Origin of the sequence: Kitasatospora papulosa (assembly GCF_000717245.1) — a bacterium.
Classification (GTDB): Bacteria; Actinomycetota; Actinomycetes; order Streptomycetales; family Streptomycetaceae; genus Streptomyces; species Streptomyces papulosus.
Genome location: NZ_JNYQ01000004.1, coordinates 916,457 through 935,742 on the forward strand (window position 1 = coordinate 916,457; position 19,286 = coordinate 935,742).

Annotated in this window: 17 protein-coding genes; 11 read left to right on the forward strand and 6 right to left on the reverse strand. The window is 71.2% G+C overall.

Annotated elements, in window-relative coordinates; translation table 11 throughout:
- The first annotated feature begins 170 nt into the window (after positions 1–170).
- The 3 genes from IA22_RS0115460 (at position 171) to IA22_RS0115470 (ending at position 4,118) form a co-directional block, all read left to right on the forward strand.
- Positions 171–830, forward strand: coding sequence for a response regulator transcription factor (locus tag IA22_RS0115460; RefSeq protein WP_014154656.1), 660 nt, complete (start codon positions 171–173; stop codon positions 828–830).
- A 272-nt stretch (positions 831–1,102) separates the two neighbouring features.
- Complete coding sequence (locus tag IA22_RS0115465; protein ID WP_014154657.1) at positions 1,103–3,058, forward strand: 2-oxoacid:acceptor oxidoreductase subunit alpha; 1,956 nt, start codon at positions 1,103–1,105, stop codon at positions 3,056–3,058.
- Positions 3,051–4,118: a 2-oxoacid:ferredoxin oxidoreductase subunit beta gene (locus tag IA22_RS0115470; protein ID WP_015578340.1), complete on the forward strand. Its 1,068-nt coding sequence runs from the start codon at positions 3,051–3,053 to the stop codon at positions 4,116–4,118. The genes IA22_RS0115465 and IA22_RS0115470 overlap by 8 nt, the downstream gene beginning before the upstream one ends.
- A gap of 7 nt (positions 4,119–4,125) precedes the next feature.
- On the opposite strand, the gene IA22_RS0115475 is transcribed toward IA22_RS0115470, so the two are convergent.
- Entirely contained in the window at positions 4,126–4,533 is a 408-nt protein-coding gene (locus tag IA22_RS0115475) for a winged helix-turn-helix transcriptional regulator (protein WP_030123920.1), read from the reverse strand.
- A 136-nt stretch (positions 4,534–4,669) separates the two neighbouring features.
- Here IA22_RS0115475 and IA22_RS0115480 point away from each other — a divergent pair, with 136 nt between their 5' ends.
- The 6 genes from IA22_RS0115480 (at position 4,670) to IA22_RS0115505 (ending at position 10,193) form a co-directional block, all read left to right on the forward strand.
- On the forward strand, positions 4,670–5,530 hold the full coding sequence (locus tag IA22_RS0115480) for an SDR family oxidoreductase (protein ID WP_030123921.1): 861 nt from the start codon (positions 4,670–4,672) through the stop codon (positions 5,528–5,530).
- A gap of 147 nt (positions 5,531–5,677) precedes the next feature.
- Positions 5,678–6,664 (forward strand): EamA family transporter RarD, encoded by a 987-nt coding sequence (rarD, locus tag IA22_RS0115485; RefSeq protein WP_030123922.1) that lies wholly within the window; start codon positions 5,678–5,680, stop codon positions 6,662–6,664.
- Positions 6,665–6,733: 69 nt separating this feature from the next.
- A complete protein-coding gene (locus tag IA22_RS0115490) occupies positions 6,734–8,398 on the forward strand; it encodes an FAD-dependent oxidoreductase (RefSeq protein WP_245229572.1) in 1,665 nt (554 codons plus the stop codon).
- Complete coding sequence (locus IA22_RS0115495) at positions 8,355–8,804, forward strand: hypothetical protein (protein WP_014154663.1); 450 nt, start codon at positions 8,355–8,357, stop codon at positions 8,802–8,804. The genes IA22_RS0115490 and IA22_RS0115495 overlap by 44 nt, the downstream gene beginning before the upstream one ends.
- 64 nt (positions 8,805–8,868) lie before the next feature.
- Positions 8,869–9,318 carry a VOC family protein gene (locus IA22_RS0115500; RefSeq protein ID WP_014154664.1) on the forward strand — a complete coding sequence of 150 codons (450 nt, stop codon included), beginning with the start codon at positions 8,869–8,871 and terminating at the stop codon, positions 9,316–9,318.
- A 65-nt stretch (positions 9,319–9,383) separates the two neighbouring features.
- The gene (locus IA22_RS0115505; RefSeq protein WP_030123924.1) at positions 9,384–10,193 is read left to right on the forward strand and encodes an HAD family hydrolase; all 810 of its coding nucleotides are present in this window, start codon (positions 9,384–9,386) and stop codon (positions 10,191–10,193) included.
- A 28-nt stretch (positions 10,194–10,221) separates the two neighbouring features.
- Here IA22_RS0115505 and IA22_RS0115510 read toward each other — a convergent pair whose 3' ends face one another.
- The 5 genes from IA22_RS0115510 to IA22_RS0115530 form a co-directional block, all read right to left on the reverse strand.
- Positions 10,222–10,854, reverse strand: coding sequence for a TetR/AcrR family transcriptional regulator (locus IA22_RS0115510; RefSeq protein WP_014154666.1), 633 nt, complete (start codon positions 10,852–10,854; stop codon positions 10,222–10,224).
- A gap of 197 nt (positions 10,855–11,051) precedes the next feature.
- The gene (locus IA22_RS0115515; RefSeq protein ID WP_014154667.1) at positions 11,052–11,939 is read right to left on the reverse strand and encodes an ABC transporter permease; all 888 of its coding nucleotides are present in this window, start codon (positions 11,937–11,939) and stop codon (positions 11,052–11,054) included.
- A complete protein-coding gene (locus IA22_RS0115520) occupies positions 11,926–12,912 on the reverse strand; it encodes an ABC transporter ATP-binding protein (protein WP_030123925.1) in 987 nt (328 codons plus the stop codon). The genes IA22_RS0115515 and IA22_RS0115520 overlap by 14 nt, the downstream gene beginning before the upstream one ends.
- Before the next feature lie 157 nt (positions 12,913–13,069).
- Entirely contained in the window at positions 13,070–14,284 is a 1,215-nt protein-coding gene (locus tag IA22_RS0115525) for a LolA family protein (RefSeq protein ID WP_030123926.1), read from the reverse strand.
- A gap of 260 nt (positions 14,285–14,544) precedes the next feature.
- A complete protein-coding gene (locus tag IA22_RS0115530; RefSeq protein ID WP_014154670.1) occupies positions 14,545–15,555 on the reverse strand; it encodes a polyprenyl synthetase family protein in 1,011 nt (336 codons plus the stop codon).
- Between the two features lie 156 nt (positions 15,556–15,711).
- Between IA22_RS0115530 and IA22_RS0115535 the strand changes: the two genes are divergently transcribed.
- Entirely contained in the window at positions 15,712–17,211 is a 1,500-nt protein-coding gene (locus IA22_RS0115535) for a peptide MFS transporter (protein ID WP_015578329.1), read from the forward strand.
- Between the two features lie 9 nt (positions 17,212–17,220).
- Entirely contained in the window at positions 17,221–19,215 is a 1,995-nt protein-coding gene (locus IA22_RS0115540) for a CocE/NonD family hydrolase (RefSeq protein WP_030123927.1), read from the forward strand.
- Positions 19,216–19,286 lie beyond the last annotated feature (71 nt).

The window sequence follows — 19,286 nt, forward strand, 5'->3', positions numbered from 1 at the left end:
CGTCCTGCTGTACCGGACCGGCGGGTGCGGCAGGACGCACCGCCGCACCCGGAACCGCTGGTCCCCGGCCCACGGGGGCGCCGGAGCTGGAATGCTGGACGCAAGCGGCACGCGGGAGCGCGTGCACACGGAACACCGACAGTGGGGGACACAACGTCGTGGAGGAAAGAGTGCGGGTCGTCATCGCCGAGGACTCGGTGCTGCTCCGGGAGGGACTCACCCGGCTGCTGACCGACCTCGGGCACGATGTCGTCGCCGGGGTCGGGGACGCCGAGGCGCTGATCAAGACGATCAGCGATCTCGCGGGGCAGGACGCGCTGCCGGACGTGGTGGTGGCCGACGTACGGATGCCTCCGACCCACACCGACGAGGGGGTGCGGGCCGCGGTGCGGCTGCGCAAGGACTATCCGGACATCGGGGTGCTGGTCCTCTCCCAGTACGTCGAGGAGCAGTACGCCACCGAGCTGCTGGCCGGCAGCAGCCGCGGGGTGGGCTACCTCCTCAAGGACCGGGTCGCCGAGGTCCGGGAGTTCGTGGACGCCGTGGTGCGCGTCGCGCGGGGCGGGACCGCCCTGGACCCCGAGGTGGTGGCGCAGCTCCTGGGCCGCAGCCGCAAGCAGGACGTGCTCACGGGACTCACGCCACGCGAGCGGGAGGTCCTCGGCCTGATGGCGGAGGGGCGTACGAATTCGGCCGTGGCCCGGCAGCTGGTGGTCAGCGACGGAGCGGTGGAGAAGCACGTCAGCAACATCTTCCTGAAACTCGGGCTGTCCCCCAGTGACGGGGATCACCGACGCGTTCTCGCCGTTCTCACTTATCTGAACTCCTGACAAAGCGATGATCTACTTGCGATCATCTGGATGATCCACCCGCAGTCGGCCGATTCCCGGGGAACCAGGACGAAAGTAGGGGTACCCAGGGGGTTTGAACGGCGACTGAGGGGGTCCGGAAAACATGGCGGAGCGTGACGCATTGACATGGCGAAAACGTGTCCACCATTTGACCGGTCCGAGGAAGGCGACCCTTACAGAAGTAGGGTGGGGCCTGGACCGCCGGCGGGTCGGCCGGTCCCGAGCCGCCGCCCCGAGGGAGGTCCAGTTCAGTGACCAGCCAGGTCAGTAGCCCAGCCGGAAAGTCCGATGAGGCCAGCGAGGCTGTCGTCGGGGAACAGCGCGCCCCGCACATCGCCGGTGCGGGTGGCACGGAGAAGGAAATCCGCCGTCTGGACCGGGTGATCATCCGTTTCGCGGGTGACTCGGGTGACGGTATGCAGTTGACGGGCGACCGTTTCACGTCGGAGACGGCGTCGTTCGGGAACGACCTGTCGACACTGCCCAACTTCCCGGCCGAGATCCGGGCACCCGCCGGCACCCTGCCCGGGGTGTCGTCGTTCCAGCTGCATTTCGCGGACCACGACATCCTGACACCGGGCGACGCGCCGAACGTCCTGGTCGCGATGAATCCCGCCGCACTGAAGGCGAATATCGCCGATGTGCCGCGCGGGGCCGACATCATCGTGAACACGGACGAGTTCACGAAACGCCCGATGGCGAAAGTCGGATATGCGGAATCCCCTTTGGAGGACGGTTCCCTCGAGGCGTACAACGTGCATCCGGTGCCGTTGACGACGTTGACGATCGAGGCTTTGAAGGAGTTCGGGCTTTCCCGCAAGGAGGCCGAGCGGTCGAAGAACATGTTCGCGCTCGGGCTTCTGTCCTGGATGTACAACCGTCCGACCGAGGGTACGGAGAAGTTCCTGCGGTCGAAGTTCGCCAGGAAGCCGGAGATCGCCGAGGCCAATGTGGCGGCTTTCCGCGCGGGCTGGAATTTCGGTGAGACGACGGAGGATTTCGCTGTCTCCTACGAGGTCGCACCGGCCTCGCAGGATTTCCCGACGGGCACCTACCGCAATATCTCCGGGAATCTCGCACTGTCGTACGGGCTGATCGCGGCGGGACGGCAGGCCGATCTGCCGGTGTATCTCGGCTCGTATCCGATCACTCCGGCGTCCGACATCCTGCACGAGCTCAGCAAGCACAAGAACTTCGGTGTGCGGACCTTCCAGGCGGAGGACGAGATCGCCGGGATCGGTGCGGCCCTGGGCGCGTCGTTCGGCGGTTCACTGGGTGTGACGACGACGTCGGGCCCGGGTGTGGCGCTGAAGTCGGAGACGATCGGCCTGGCGGTGTCGCTGGAACTGCCGCTGCTGATCATCGACATCCAGCGCGGCGGCCCCTCCACCGGCCTGCCGACCAAGACCGAGCAGGCCGACCTGCTCCAGGCCATGTACGGGCGCAACGGCGAGGCCCCGGTCCCGATCGTGGCACCGAGGACTCCGGCGGACTGCTTCGACGCCGCCCTGGACGCGGCGCGGATCGCGCTGACCTACCGCACCCCGGTCTTCCTGCTCTCGGACGGGTACCTCGCGAACGGCTCCGAGCCGTGGCGGATCCCCGAGGCCGACAGCCTCCCCGACCTGCGGACACGGTTCGCGACCGGCCCGAATCACGAACTCGCGGACGGCACCGAGGTGTTCTGGCCCTACAAGAGGGACCCCGAGACGCTGGCCCGCCCGTGGGCGGTGCCCGGCACCCCGGGTCTGGAGCACCGGATCGGCGGGATCGAGAAGCAGGACGGCACGGGGAACATCTCCTACGATCCGGCCAACCACGACTTCATGGTCCGCACCCGCCAGGCCAAGATCGACGGCATCCGGGTCCCCGACCTGGAGGTCGACGACCCGGCCGGCGCGACGACCCTGGTCCTGGGCTGGGGTTCGACGTACGGGCCGATCACCGCCGCCGTGCGCCGTCTCCGCGCGGCCGGCGAGACGATCGCACAGGCACATCTGCGCCACCTCAATCCCTTCCCCGCCAATCTCGGTGAGGTACTGCGGCGCTACGACAAGGTCGTCGTCCCCGAGATGAACCTCGGTCAGCTCGCCCTGCTGCTGAGAGCCAAGTACCTCGTGGACGCGCAGAGTTTCAACCAGGTCAACGGAATGCCCTTCAAGGCGGAGCAGCTCGCCACAGCCCTCAAGGAGGCCATCGATGCCTGACGCCCACGCCAACGAGCTCCTCCAGCTGGTCCCCCGGGCCGAGGGCAAGCAGTCCATGAAGGACTTCAAGTCCGACCAGGAGGTGCGCTGGTGCCCGGGCTGCGGTGACTACGCGGTCCTCGCGGCGGTCCAGGGCTTCATGCCCGAACTGGGCCTGGCCAAGGAGAACATCACGTTCGTCTCCGGCATCGGCTGCTCGTCCCGCTTCCCGTACTACATGAACACCTACGGGATGCACTCCATCCACGGCCGGGCCCCCTCCATCGCCACAGGGCTCGCGACCTCCCGCCGCGACCTGTCCGTCTGGGTCGTCACCGGCGACGGCGACGCGCTGTCCATCGGCGGGAACCACCTCATCCACGCCCTGCGCCGCAACGTCAACCTGAAGATCCTGCTGTTCAACAACCGGATCTACGGGCTCACCAAGGGGCAGTACAGCCCCACCTCCGAGGTCGGCAAGATCACCAAGTCGACGCCGATGGGTTCCCTGGACGCGCCGTTCAACCCGGTCTCGCTCGCCCTGGGCGCCGAAGCCTCCTTCGTCGCCCGCACGGTGGACTCCGACCGCAAGCACCTCACGAGCGTGCTGCGCGCGGCGGCCGACCACCCCGGCACCGCGCTGGTGGAGATCTACCAGAACTGCAACATCTTCAACGACGGCGCGTTCGAGGTGCTGAAGGACAAGGAAAGGGCCGAGGAGGCGGTGATCCGCCTCGAACACGGCAAGCCGATCCTCTTCGGCAGCGAGGAAAACCCCAAGGGCGTCGTCCGCGACCCCCTCACCGGAGACCTGGCCGTCGTCGCGGTCACCGAGGACAACCAGTCGCGGATCCTCGTCCACGACGCCCACAACCCCAGCCCCACGACCGCGTTCGCGCTGTCCCGGCTGGCCGACGCGGACACCCTGCACCACACCCCCATCGGAGTCCTGCGCAGTGTGGAGCGCCCGGTCTACGACTCCCTCATGTCCGACCAGCTCGACGCCGCGATCGAGCAGCACGGCAAGGGCGACCTGAACACGCTGCTGGCCGGGAACGACACCTGGACCGTGATCGGCTGATCCGCCGTCACGCCTGCCCGACGGGGCCCGGAGCCGCCTGGCTCCGGGCCCCGTCGTACGTCTCGCGGGCACTCTCCACCGCTTCCAGCCGCCGCTCCGCCCACCGGGCCAGGCCCCAGACCTGCTCCGCGGCCTCCGCGCCGAGCGGGGTGAGCGAGTAGTCCACCCTCGGCGGGATGACGGGCTTCGCGTCCCGGTGCACGAATCCGTCCCTCTCCAGCGTCTGCAGGGTCTGGGCGAGCATCTTCTCGCTGACCCCGCCCACGGTGCGGCGCAGCTCGCTGAAGCGGTACGAGCGCTCCAGCAGCGCGGCGAGCACCAGCACACCCCAGCGACTGGTGACATGCTCCAGCACCAGCCTGGAGGGACACATCGGCTGGTTGACGCCCGGCACCCTGACACTGCTTACGTTCATGCCAGTACCTTACTTCAAAGTGGGTACTTTCGCATCGAAAGTGCACCTCTTAGAGTGAGTGGAAAGAGTTCAGGGAGCAGTTCCCAGGATCAGCGCGGCGGCCGGCGGACCCGGCCGGCACCTCAGGAGGAAACACATGAGCATCGTCGTCACCGGAGCCACCGGCCTGCTCGGCCGCCTCGTCGTCGAGCGGCTGCTCGCCACGGTCCCCGCCGAGTCGGTCGCGGCGGTCGTCCGCGACAAGGAGAAGGCCGCACCGCTCGCCGCCCGGGGCGTGGAGCTCCGGGTCGCCGACTACGACCGGCCCGAGACCCTGGCCGACGTGTTCCGCGCCGGCGACCGGGTGCTGCTGATCTCGGCCGACGAGGTCGGCAGGCGCATCCCCCAGCACACCGCCGTGATCGACGCCGCCAAGGCGGCAGGCGTGGCACAGCTCGCGTACACGGGCATCCTGGGCGGACCGGACGCGGACTTCCAGCTGGCCGCCGAGCACAAGGTGACCGAGCAGCTGATCCTGGACTCCGGCCTCCCCCACACCTTCCTGCGCAACGGCTGGTACACCGAGAACTACACCGCGAACCTGGCGCCCGTCCTGGAGCACGGCGCCGTCGTCGCGAACGCGGGCGAGGGGCGCGTGGCCGCCGCCACGCGGGCCGACTACGCGGACGCCGCCGCAGCCGTCCTCACGGGCGACGGGCACCTCGGCGCCGCGTACGAGCTGAGCGGTGACGTGGCCTGGTCGCTGGCCGAGTACGCCGCCGTGGTGGCCGAGGCGACCGGCAAGGAGATCACGTACCGGAACGTGCCGGCCACGGTGCACCAGGAGATCCTCACCGGAGCCGGGGTGCCCGAGCCGTTCGCCGCGATCCTCGTCGACGTGGACGAGGCGATCGCGCGCGGCGCGCTCGCCGGGACGAGCGGTGACCTGGCCCGCCTGATCGGCCGGCCCACCACCCCCCTGGCCGACACGGTCGCCGCGGCGGTCGCAGCCGCCTGACCGCGAGGCCCGCGGCGGAGACCGCCCGAACGGGCACCCGAACGGCTGTCACGACCGTTTCCGTGAGACGGCAATGACACAGGACTCTTCCGGCGCTACCGTCGTGCAGTCGGCCGACCGCCGACGCCAGGAGCGCCGGGAGGGCCCGTGAAGGGGAAGAACGAGCAGCGGGCAGGCCTGCTGTACGGAATCGGCGCGTACGGGATGTGGGGCCTCGTGCCCCTCTTCTGGCCGCTGCTCGAACCGTCGGGAGCGGTGGAGATCCTCGCCCACCGGATGGTGTGGTCCCTGGGCGTCGTCGGCATCGCCCTGCTGGTCCTGCGCCGCTGGGCGTGGATCGGCGAGCTGCTACGGCAGCCCCGGAGACTGGGGCTGATAGCCATCGCCGCCGCCGTGATCTCCGTGAACTGGGGCCTCTACATCTGGTCCGTGAACAACGGCCATGTCGTCGAGGCGTCGCTCGGCTACTTCATCAACCCCCTGGTCACGATCGCGATGGGCGTCCTGCTGCTGGGCGAGCGGCTGCGGCCCGCACAGTGGGCCGCGGTGGCCACCGGTTTCGCCGCGGTGCTCGTGCTGGCGATCGGCTACGGGCAGCCGCCGTGGATCTCGCTGGTGCTGGCCTTCTCCTTCGCGACGTACGGCCTGGCGAAGAAGAAGGTCGACATGGGCGGCCTGGAGTCGCTGGCCGCGGAGACCGCCGTCCTGTTCGTGCCCGCGCTCGGCTTCCTGCTGTGGCTCGGTGCGAGCGGCGACGCGACGTTCATGTCCGGGGGCGCCGGCCACGGGGCCCTTCTCGCCGCGACCGGGCTCGTCACCGCGATCCCGCTCGTCTGTTTCGGTGCGGCGGCGATCCGGGTACCGCTGTCCGTCCTGGGGCTGCTGCAGTACCTGGCGCCCGTGTTCCAGTTCGCCCTCGGCATCCTGTACTTCCACGAGGCGATGCCGCCCGAGCGCTGGGCCGGCTTCGCGCTGGTCTGGGTGGCGCTGATCCTGCTGACCTGGGACGCCCTGCGGACGGCACGGCGCACGCGGGCGGAGGCGCTGCGGCTGGCGGTGCGGGCGGCGGAGGCCGCGGCACCCGCCGCGACGGCCTCCGCCTCCGACCCGGACGCGAGCACCCCGGTAAAATAGTTACTCAGTTGCTTTTTTTACTCGGTTGCGATTCTCTGGCTTCCAGACGACGTGGACCGAGGAGCAGGCATGACCGACGTACTGATCGTGGGCGCGGGTCCGACCGGGCTGACACTGGCCTGCGATCTGGCCCGGCGCGGCATCGCGGTCCGGGTCGTGGACAAGTCGCCGGAGTACCCGCGCAGCTCGCGCGCCAAGGGCCCCAACCCCCGTTCCCTGGAGGTACTGGAGGACCTGGGTGTCGTCGGGGCGGTCCTGGCGGCCGGTTCGGCCCCGCTGCCGATGCGCAAGTACCGCGACGGTCTGCCGGTCGCCGACGCCGACCCGTACGCCGGTTCCTCGCCGACGCCGGACGCGCCCTACGACCGGGGACGGCTGATCGCGCAGTGGCGGCTGGAGGAGATCCTGCGCGACCGGCTCGCGGAGTCCGGCACGGCCGTCGAGACGGGCACCGAGGTCGTCGGCCTCACGGACCGCGACACCACGGTGGCCGTCGCCTTCGCCGACGGCTCCGGCACGGACGCGCGCTACGTGGTGGGCTGCGACGGCGCTCACAGCCGCGTGAGGAAGCTGCTCGGCGTCACGTTCGACGGCGAGACGGAGACGGAGCAGCAGATGGTCTGTGGTGACGTCGAGATCACCCCGGGCGTTCTCGACCGCGACGTCTGGCACCAGTGGTTCGACGAGGACGGGGCCGTCATGCTCTGCCCGATCCCCGGCACACGCACCGGCTGGTGGTACCAGTCCGGCCCGGAGAGGGACGCGGAGGGCCGGGCCCTCGCCCCCTCCCTGGAAGGCTTCCGGCGGCTGTTCGCCCGGCACACGAGCCTTCCGGCCGGCCACCTCACCGGGGCCGCGCTGCTCTCGACGTACCGCGTCAACGTGCGCATGGCGGACCGCTACCGGGTGGGCCGGGTCCTCCTCGCCGGGGACGCGGCCCACGTGCACGCGATCGCGGGCGGACTGGGCATGAACACCGGCATCCAGGACGCCTTCAACCTCGGCTGGAAGCTCGCCCAGGTGCTGCGCGGGCGGGCCGGCGACGAGTTGCTGGACACCTACGAGGAGGAGCGGCTGCCGGTCGCCGCCTGGACGCTCGACCTCACCTCGGAGCGGCTGCGGGCGACGCTGGAGGCGATCAGGAAGCCGGGCGGCGGGCTCGACACCGCCGTCACCCCGTCGACGACGGGACTCGACCGGGGCTACCGCTGGAGCTCCCTCGCCCGCCCCGGGGGCCACGGCGGCGTGCGGTCGGGCGACCGGGCCCCCGACGCCCCCTGCGCGGACGCCGGAACCGGTGCGCCCACCCGCCTGTTCCGCGTCCTCGCCGGCCCGCACATCACGGTGCTGGGCTTCGGCCCGGGAACGGAGCACACGCTCCGGGAGGCGGCCGCGGCCCACGGCGACACCGTGCGGACCGTCCGGGTGTACGACGCCGGGAACACCCCGGAGGCGCCTCTGCCCGGGGCTCTGCACGACCGGGACGGGCACGCCCGCACGGCGTACGGCGTCGCCGGGGACACCGTCGTCGTGATCCGGCCCGACAACCACGTGGGGCTGATCTCCGACGCGGACGGCCACGGTGCGGCACTGCGGTATCTGGACGTGCTGGACGGGGCCCGGGAGGCGGACCGGATGTGGGGGGGGAGGCATGGTGGACGGCACCGGCAAAGGCTGATTGAGTGCCCGGATGGGGACCGTCCTGGAGGGCATGCGGCACGTTCAGTGGCATGAGCTGCGCCATGCCCGGGGCTCCGCGTCCCAGGTCCCCGGAATGCTGTCGCGCATAGCCTGGGGGGACATCCGGTCCGCCGAGGACGCGCTGAGCGATCTGGGCCGGTGGATCGCCGCCCTGGCCGTGTTCGACGCGACGGTCGCCGCGGTGCCCTTCCTGTGGGAACTCGCCGCCGTGGACACCGTGAAGGACCGTGCGGGAGTACTCGGCCTGCTGGGGACCATCCTCGCCCACGGCCACGCGCACCACCCGGAGTGGACCAGGGACGCGCACCTCGCGGTCCTGGCCGGCCGGACGACGGCCGAGCGACTGGCCGCCGACGGCGACCCGGCGGTGAGCGCGGCGGCCGGAGAACTGCTCGTCGCGTGCGGCGGGCACGTCTGCCCGGCCTGCCCGCCCCGATGAGGGGCGCACCGGCCCCGGCGCGCCCGTTGCCGCAGCGGTCGGACAACCAGTACAAACGGTTTTCATGACTCTGCACTGGAAGGTCGTCATCGATGCCATCGACCCACATGCCCAGGCCGACTTCTGGGCCGAGACCCTCGGCTACGTGGTCGAGGACAACAGCGCCCTGATCGAGGAGCTGCTCGGCGCGGGGATCGTGACCGAGGCCGCCACCGTCGAGCCCCATGGGCACCGCGCCTGGCGCGATCTCGCCGCGGTGCGGCATCCGGACGATCCGTACGAGCGGAAGAGCGGGACCGGCCTCGGGCGCCGGCTCCTCTTCCAGCGCGTACCGGAGCCCAAGACGGTGAAGAACCGCCTCCACCTGGACGTGCACACGGACCCCGGGCAGCGCGAGGCCGAGGCGGAACGGCTGGTGGGGCTGGGCGCCAGCGTGCTGCGGACCGTCGAGGAGCCGGGCGGGTCGTGGCAGGTGCTCCTGGACCCGGAGGGCAACGAGTTCTGCGTCCACTGAGAGGGCGGACCGTCCCCGCAGGTCAGCGGCGTACGGCGGGAAGGCGATCTCTCTAGGCTGATCACATGTTCACGCCACCCGCCGCATACACCCTGGTCGCCACGGATCTGGACGGCACGCTGCTGCGTTCCGACGACACCGTGAGCCCCCGCTCCCGCGCGGCCCTCACCCGCGCCGCCGCAGCCGGAGCGCAGCACCTGATCGTCACGGGCCGGGCGGTCCCCGGCATACGCTCCCTGCTCGCGGACCTCGGCTACGACGGCCTCGCGGTCTGCGGGCAGGGCGCGCAGGTGTACGACGCGGGGTCGGCCCGCATGCTGAGCTCGGTGACCCTGGACCGCGATCTGGCCGACGCCGCGCTCGGCAAGATCGAGGCCGAGGTGGGGCAGGTGTTCGCCGCCGTGGACCAGGACGGCCCCGAGGGCCGGACCCTCATCGAGCCGGGTTACCGCATGCCGCACCCCTCGCTCCCGGCGCAGCGGGCCGGGCGGCGTGCGGAGCTGTGGGCCGCGCCGGTGATCAAGGTCCTGATACGCCATCCCGGGCTCACCGACGACGAACTGGCCGCCGCCGCCCGCGGGGCGGTGGGCGACCTGGCGTCCGTCACGATGGCGGGCCCCGGAACCGTGGAGCTGGCGCCGTACGGCGTGGACAAGGGCACCGGGGTCTCGCTGGCCGCCGGGCTGCTGGGCCGCGACCTCGCGGGTGCGGTGGCCTTCGGGGACATGCCGAACGACCTGCCGATGTTCCGCCGCTCGGGACACCGGGTCGCGATGGCCGGCGCGCACCCGGAGCTGCGGGCGGAGGCCGACGAGATCACCCTCTCGAACGAGGAGGACGGCGTCGCGGTGGTCCTCGAGCGCCTGTTCGCCTGAGCCTGACGGCCCCGGCGCCACCCGCGCCCTAGCCCTCACCCCTGCTCGCCTGAGCGCCCCCCTCCCCGGCGGGCCGGGGCCCGGCGGACAGGGAGCGCAGCACATGGGCCACCAGCGCGGCGACCGTCGCCTCGTCCTGAGCCGGTTTCCGCAGCACATGGCGGTAGTAGACCGGCCCGTAGAGCATCTCCACCGTGAGCGGAAGGTCGGCGTCCTCCGGTATCTGTCCCTGCTCCTGGGCCCGGCGCAGACGCTCCACGGCCGCCTCGACGCGCGGCCCGACGAGCTGTTCGCGCACGGCTCTGGCGAGTTCGTCGTCGTGGTGCATCTCCGACAGGATCCCGGCATAGGCGGGGCCGTACGGCGGCGTGGAGATCAGCTTCACGATCCCGTTGACGTGCGTGCGCAGGTCGGCCTCGATCTCGCCGGTGTCGACGAACGGCGTGGCACCGGCCAGCATGCCGGCGAAGGCCTCCAGCATCACCGCCCCCTTGGACGGCCACCAGCGGTAGATCGTCTTCTTGCTCACGCCGGCACGGGCGGCGATCGCCTCGACCGTGACCCGGCCGTACCCCTTCTCCGTACAGAGCTCCAGGGCGGCCTCCAGCGTCGCCCGTCGTGACCTCTCGCTGCGACGCACGGAACTCGGCGATGTGATCATTCGGTGAGCATAGGGGGATTCTGCCCACCGCTTGTTGACAGGTCGTCGCCAAAAGTCGAACAATGACCAGGCTGGAAACGGAACGTACCGTGTCGTGACGCTCCGTTCAGCACACCGTTCGTGCCGTTCGTGCCGCGACGAGCCGATCGGGGGACGGCTCGACCGGCCGACGGTGCGTACGGCCGGCTCCGGACCCCTCAGACGCCGATGTCCTTCGTGGTCAGGCGCGCCCAGGCCGCGGAGCCGAACACCGCCGCGTAGAGGGCCTGCAGGCCCAGGTTCCTGACCAGCTCGTCCCAGTAGACCGGCTCACGCAGCAGGTCCGTGAAGGACAGCCAGTAGTGCGGGAAGAGATACGGGTGGATCGCGTCGAGCTGCGGCATCGTGTCCAGGATCTGCGCGGTGATGAGCACTCCGACGGTGGCGGCCATCGCCGCGATCCCGCTGTTGGTGAGGGTCGAGACGAAGAGGCCCAGCGCCGCGAAGCCGATGAGGGACGCCGCCACCGCGACCGCGACGCACAGGGCCCGCAGCATTCCTTCGCCGAAGCCGATCCGCGTCCCGGAGATCGTCGTGACCTCGCCGACGGGGAAGAGCAGCGCCCCGACCGCGAGTGCCGAGGCCGCCACGACCAGGGTGGCGGCCAGGCAGAAGACCAGCACGGACGCGTACTTCGTGAGCAGCAGCCGGGTGCGTCCCGCCGGCGCGACCAGCAGGTAGCGCAGCGTCCCGCCGCTCGCCTCGCCCGCGACGGAGTCCCCCGCGATGACGCCGACGGCCATCGGGAGGAAGACCGGAAGCGTCGCGGAGAGCGCCGCGAAGACCAGGAACAGTCCGTTGTTCGTGACCTGGGAGAGGAAGGCGGGGCCGCCCCCGTCGCCGGGCCCGCCCCGTGAGCCGTCACCCGTCTCGATCCGCACCGCGATCCCGATGAGGACGGGAACGGCCGCCAGCACCCCGAGCAGGGCCAGGGTGCGCCAACGGCGGAACATGACGGTCAGCTCGGAGCGGAGGAGCCCGAGGGTCCACAGCGCGCGGCCCGGGGTGCGGGGCGCGGCGAGCGCGGTGCGTTCAGCCTGCGACATCGAATCCCTCTCCGGTGAGTGCGACGAAGGCGTCCTCCAGCGAGGCCCGTTCGACGCCGAAGGCGCGTACGCGGACGCCGCCGCGCACCAGGGCGGCGTTGAGGTCCGCGAGTTCCACCTCGCCCGGCGGAGCGTCGGCGCTCACCCGGTCCCCCTCGGTCACGAGGCCCGTCGCCCCGTGCGCCGTGAGGACGCCGGCCGCGGCTGCGGGGTCGGGGGTGGTCACGGTGAGCCGCCCGCGGGCTCCCGCCGCGAGGGCGGCGACCGGGCCCTGGACGAGGAGCCGGCCGCGGGCCATCACAGCCGCGTGGGTGCAGACCTGTTCGATCTCGTCGAGCAGGTGGGAGGAGAGGAAGACGGTGGTGCCCTCGGCCGCGAGTTCCCGCACCAGGGCACGGATCTCGCGCATGCCCTGCGGGTCGAGACCGTTGGTCGGTTCGTCCAGTACGAGCAGCCGGCGCGGCTGGAGGAGCGCGGCGGCCAGCCCGAGGCGCTGCTTCATGCCGAGCGAATACGCCTTGGCCTTCTTGCCCGCCGCCGCGGAGAGACCGACCCGGTCGAGGGCGCCGGCGACCCGTGCGCGCCGGGTGCGCGGATCCGAGGTCGGGTCGGCGGAGTCGAAGCGAGCGAGGTTGTCGCGGCCCGTCAGGAACCCGTACGGCGCGGGCCCTTCGATGAGTGTGCCGACCTGGGGCAGTACCGTGCGGGCGGCCGCGGGCATGGGGCTGCCCAGGACGTGTGCGGTGCCGGTGGTCGGGGCGATGAGCCCCATGAGCATCCGGATGGTGGTGGTCTTGCCGGAACCGTTGGGCCCGAGGAAGCCGAAGACGCTGCCGGAGGGGACGGTGAGGTCGAGTCCGTCGACGGCCGTCTGCCCGCCCCGGTAGCGCTTGGTGAGCCCGCGCGTCTCGATCACCGCGCCGGGCCCCGGCTCCGTCTCCGGCCCCGTCGTCGCGGCCGCTGTGTCGGTCATGCGCACTCCCGGTCCTGTCGCGCCCTGTCCGGCGCCCCGTGCCGGACGGGGCTGCCCTGCCGTACGAACCGCACCGCCCCGCCGTACGGAGCGTACGACGGGGCGGTGCGTGCGGTGCGTCCTGCCCGGCGGTGTCGGCCGCCTTCACCGGTGCGTCCTACTCGGCGGCGTCCGCCGCCTTCACCAGCGCGTCCTTGGTGACGGCCCCCACGTAGACCTTGCCGTCGTCCGTGAGCAGCGCGTTGACCAGCCGCGTCTTGAAGACCGTGCCGGAGCCGAAGTCGCCGGTGACCTTGTCGCCGAGGGCGTCCAGGAACTGCTGCGCCTGTGCCGGCATGTCGCCGGAGCCCTGGGCGGGCAGGCCGGCCCCGCCCGGCAGGGCGATCTCGGCGACGGCGCTCCAGCCCTTGCCGATGACGTTCAGCCCCTGGAAGTCCTCCAGCGCGCCCAGGTCCTTGTGCGCCGTGTCCGCCGCGCCGTTCTTCCCGGCCTCGGCCTCGAGCTCGTCGGCCTCGGTCACCTTGGCACCCTTGGGCGGGGTGAAGGAGAACGAGGAGGCGTCGGGCTTCGCGAAGTCGACCTGGGTGAAGCCCGCGTCGACCGCGGCCTTCCCCCCGCTGCTCGGGGCCAGTGTGAACTTCAGCGGTACGCCGGTCGAGGCGTCGACCGCCACGGTGACGGAGCCGATCGTGGAACCGGACTGCTTCGGCTTGATCACGAGCTTGTAGGCGTCGCGCCCCGCGACCTGCGCCGTGCCGCCGACCGTGACGGACGTGGTGTCGTCCGCGGCGGCGAGGGCCTTCTCGGCGAGCTCCTTCGGGGTGCCCGGCACGCCCTCCGGCGCCTTGCCGGCCGCGTGCTCGTTCCCGTCCGACTCCGCGTGGTAGACCTCGTTGCTCGCGCTGTCGTAGCCCCAGACGTCGTCCCCGTGGTGGACGAGGCTGTACTCCGAGCCCTCGCCGAGGACCGAGAGGCGCTGCTTGTCGGGGCCGTCGACCGCGACCCTGAGCGTGTGGGTCCCGGAGGCGAGCTCCATCAGCTTGCTCTCGGGCTCCGCACTCGACCCGCCCGAGCCCGCGTCCGGCGCGAAGGAGCCCGCGAGGCCTCCGAGCGACGGGATGCCGAGGTCGGTGGTGACCTTCACCGTGCCGGAGAGCTGCTGCTCGTCCGACGCGGCGATCTTCTCGATGAGTTCCTGCGCCGTGATGTCCGGGAGATCCGGGTCGCCCGAGTTCGCGAGGGCCGGGACGAGTCCGATCGTCGCCGCCGCCACCCCCGCCACCGCGAACGGGACGATGTAGCGCGCCGCCTTCCGACGGCCCACGACAGTGCCCGTGGCCTCGCTGGTCTCTGCGCTGTCGTTCGGTGCCATGTGTGCTCTACCTCCGTGGTCGGCGGCTGCCATCCCGTTGCACTCGTCCACTCCCCGCCGCCATTCTCACCCGATGTGGTCAGGAGTGGTTGTCATCCATCTGACCAAATCGGGCCGGTACAAGCGTCAGCCCTCGGGAGCAACTGGTCGTACCTCTCCGGGATGACCCCGGCGGCCGGGGGTCCGCCGAGCCCCTAGGGGTTCGGCGGACGGCTGTGGGGCGACCGGGGCCGCACCGCCCGCCGGGGCGCCTGGGGACGTCAGCCGGCCCGGTGCACCACGGCGTCGCACAGCTCCTCGAGTGCGGCCTTCGCGTAGCACTCGGGCAGCGGTGCCAGCGTCGCCCGTGCCTCCTGGGCGTAGCGGACGGTGTCGCGCCGTGCCTGTTCGAGCGCGGGGTGGGCGCGGAGCCGGCGCAGGGCCTCCGCGAGGCGGGCGTCGTCGGCGAGGTCGCCGTCGAGCAGCTCCACGAGCTCCTTGTCCTCCGGGCTGCCCCCGGCGGCGGCCCGCGCGCGCAGGTGGAGGACCGGAAGGGTGGGGATGCCCTCGCGCAGGTCGGTGCCGGGCGTCTTGCCCGACTCGTGGGAGTCGCTGGCGATGTCCAGGACGTCGTCGGCGAGCTGGAAGGCGATGCCGAGGCGTTCGCCGTACTGCGTGAGGATGTCGACGACCGACTCGTCGGCACCGGCCATCAGGGCGCCGAAGCGGCCGGACACGGCGACCAGCGAGCCGGTCTTGCCGCCCAGCACGTCCATGTAGTGGTCGACGGGGTCGCGTCCGTCGCGCGGGCCGGCGGTCTCCAGGATCTGGCCGGTGACCAGGCGTTCGAACGCCTCCGCCTGGATGCGCACGGCCTCCGGGCCGAGGTCGGCCAGGATGTGCGAGGCCCGGGCGAAGAGGAAGTCGCCCGTCAGGACGGCGACGGAGTTTCCCCAGCGGGTGTTGGCGCTGTCCACCCCGCGGCGTACGTCCGCCTCGTCCATCACGTCGTCGTGGTACAGCGTCGCCAGGTGCGTCAGCTCGACGACCACGGCGGAGGGGACGACGCCGGGTGCGTCGGGGTCACCGAACTGGGACGCGAGCATCACGAGCAGCGGCCGGAAGCGCTTGCCCCCCGCGCTGACGAGGTGCTGCGCGGCCTCCGTGATGAACGGGACCTCACTTTTGGTGGCATCCAGCAGCCCCGCCTCGACAGCGGCCAAACCGGCCTGGACATCGGCCTCAAGAGCCTGGTCCCGCACGCTCAGTCCGAACGGCCCGACGACGGTCACGAGGGGATCTCCTGTCTGCTGACGATCACACGGAATGTCGATGTGTCGCTGTCCTCACTCGAGTCAGCGTATCCGGTCCCCTTTGGATCACCGTGGGCGCCTTCCCGCCACCGCCGGTATGTTCGACATCAGCTCATACGATCAGGAGTTGTCGTTTTGTCCCACACCGCAACCGGTACCGATCCGGCCCAGCCACCGCCCGAGGACGACCACGCGTTCTTCGGCCAGCCACGGGGCCTGATGACCCTGTCCGGGCTGGAGGTCTGGGAGCGATTCTCGTTCCTCGGGATGCAGGCCATCCTGGTCCTCTTCTTCGCCGACCAGGTCTCCGACGGCGGTCTGGGCATGGACCCGGGCACCGCGGCGTCGGTGTCCGCCGCCTACGGCACCCTCGTCTACCTGGTGTCCGTCGCGGGCGGCTGGCTGGCCGACCGGATCCTCGGTTCGTACCGCGCCGTGCTGTACGGCGGCATCCTCATCGCCTGCGGCCACTACGCCATGGCCGTGCCGACGGCCACGATGACCTGGGTGGGCCTCGGCCTGATCAGCGCGGGCACGGGGCTGCTCAAGCCCAACGTGGCCTCGATGGTCGGCAAGCTCTACGGCACCGAGGACGACCGTCGCGACGCGGGCTTCGCGCTCTACTACATGGGCATCAACATCGGCGCCTTCGTGGGCCCGCTGGTCACCGGCTGGCTCGGTGAGCACGCGAGCTGGCACTGGGGGTTCTCGGCCGCCGCGTTCGGCATGACGCTCGGCCTGATCCAGTACGTCGCCGGCCGGCGTCACCTGGCCGGGCGAAAGCACGCGGCGGAGTACGCGCTCGCGCCCGGACCGATGCGCCGGGCCGTGCTGATGATCATGGCCGGAATCCTGGTGGTGGCCCTGGTGGCGACCGCCCTGGCGCTGGCCGGCTGGCTCACCATGGACCGCTTCGTCGACGTCCTCACCCTCGTCTCGGTGATCGCGCCCGTCGTCTACTTCGTCGTGATGTTCAGGAGCCCCCGGGTCACCCCGGAGGAGCGCGGCAGGCTCCGGCCGTACGTCGTGCTCTTCCTGGCGTCCGTCGTCTTCAACTTCATCCTGTTCCAGGCCTACTCGACCATGATCCTGCTCGCCTCGACGAACGCCCGTGCGGAGATCTTCGGCTTCCACTTCCCGGCGAGCTGGTACGCCTCCGCGCTGGGCGCCTTCGAGGTCGCGCTGGCGCCCGTGGTGGCCGCCGTGTGGGCCAGGATGGGCCCGCGCCAGCCGCACGCGTCGAACAAGATCGCGATCGGGGTGATCCTCGGCGGTCTGTCCTTCCTGCTGATGGTGCTGCCCACCTCGGGCCACGCCGACGAGACCTACAAGATGGCCGCCTGGTGGATCGTCGGCTCCTACCTGCTGCTCGGCCTCGGCGACATCCTGCTGGAGACCTCCGGCATGTCCGCCACCACGAAGCTCGCTCCCAAGGCCTTCGCCAGCCAGACGATGGCGCTGTGGTTCCTGTCCCTGGCCCTCGCCAACGGCATCCAGGCACAGGTCGTGAAGCTCTACGGCGAGGTCTCCAACCCCGCCTACTTCGGTGTCAATGGCGCCATCGCGGTGGCGGCCGGTGTGGCCGTCATCGCCGCCGCTCCCTGGCTCAGGCGCACCATGCACCCCGTCCACTGAGGTACCGCCATGCACATCCGCACCGATTTCCCGTACGAGACCACCCACGAGGACCTCTACATCCCCCTCGCGGACGGCACACAGCTGTACGCCAGGATCTGGCGGCCGGTCACCGACGAACCGGTGCCCGCGCTGCTGGAGTACCTGCCCTACCGGCTCAGCGACTGGACGGCGCCGCGCGACTGGCAGCGCCACCCCTGGTACGCGGGCCACGGCTACGCCTCCGTCCGGGTCGACGTGCGCGGGCACGGCAACAGCGAGGGCATGCCGGGCGACGAGTACGACGCGACGGAGCTCGCCGACGGGGTCGCCGTCGTGCACTGGCTGGCCGAGCAGGAGTGGTGCTCGGGCCGGGTCGGCATGTTCGGGATCTCCTGGGGCGGCTTCAACTCGCTCCAGATCGCCGCGCTCGCACCGGAGCCCCTGAAGGCGATCGTGACCGTCTGTTCGGCCGACGACCGCTACGACAACGACGTCCACTACATGGGCGGCTCCGTACTGGGCGTGGACATGCACGCCTGGGCCTCCACCATGCTGGCCTTCGTCTCGCGGCCCCCGGACCCGGCGGACGTCGGCGACGACTGGCGGGACATGTGGCTGCGGCGACTGGAGAAGGTCGAGCCGTTCATCCACACGTGGCTGGCCCACCAGACCCGCGACGACTACTGGAAGCACGGCAGCGTCTGCGAGGACTACGGGGCGATCCGGGCGAAGGTCCTGGCGGTGGGCGGCTGGCACGACCCGTACCGCGACACCGTCCTGAGGCTCGTCGAGCACCTGGATCCCGGGCAGGTACGCGGACTGATCGGCCCCTGGTCGCACCAGTACCCGGACCGCGGTCTTCCGCCGGGGCCGGCGATCGGCTTCCTCCAGGAGACGCTGCGCTGGTGGGACCAGCACCTCAAGGACAAGGACACCGGGGTGATGAACGAGCCCCTGCTGCGGTCCTGGATCAGCGGCTCGCACCCCCCGGCCACCGTCTACGAGACGCTGCCCGGCCGCTGGGTCGGCGACGCGGCCTGGCCCTCGGAGAACGTCGCCCCGGTCACGTACGCCCTGGGGGGCGGGGCGCAGATCGTCCGGTCGCCGCAGCAGACGGGGCTCGACGCGGGCCGCTTCTTCCCGTTCGGCAACGACGCCGACCTGCCGCCCGACCAGCGGGACGAGGACGCCAAGTCGGTGTGCTTCGAGTTCCCCGTCGAGGACGCCCCGATCGAGATCCTCGGCCGCCCCCTGATGACGCTCCTGCTCCGGATGGACGTACCGCGCGGCCAGGTGATCGCCCGGCTCTGCGACGTGGCCCCGGACGGGTCCTCCACCCTGGTGACCCGCGGCGCCCTGAACCTGGCCGCCCGTCACGGGCGCGACCGCGCGGAGGACTGGCCCGTCGGGGAGGCCGAGTACGTGAACTTCGAGCTGAACGGCATCGGGCACACCTTCCCGCCCGGCCACCGGATCAGGGTCGCCATCTCGTCCTCGTACTGGCCGTGGATCTGGCCCCAGGCCGGTTCGGCGGGCTTCACGCTGGAGGCGGAGGGCAGCCTCGTCGAGCTCCCGGTCCGCCGGCACACCGAGGACCCGGGCATCACCTTCGGCGTGCCGGAACAGGCGGAGCCCCTCGGCGTCGTCCACCCGGTCACGCTCGACGAGCAGCGCCCGGAGCGCCTGGTGGTCCGGGACGTCGCCAAGGGCGAGTGGCGCCTGGAGGTCGACCCGCGGTACGGCGGCACGCGTGTCTACCCGGACGGCCTGGAGTTCACCGAGGACGCCCTGGAGACGTACACGATCCAGCAGGACGACCCGCTGTCGGCCCGGGCGCGTTCGGACTGGACGATCAGACTGCACCGGCCCGAGATGTCCTGGGACGTACGGGTCGAGACCCGCTCGGAGCTGAGCGCGGACGCAGACGACTTCATCACCTCCAACGAGGTCGTCTGCAGGGACGGCGAGGAGATCGTCTTCCACCGGACCTGGGAGAAGCGGATCCCGCGGACGGGCGGCTGACCAGGGTTATCGCATAACTTTCCGGGCATCACGCCTACTTGAGGTACTGCCGCCGACTGGCGACTCCGACG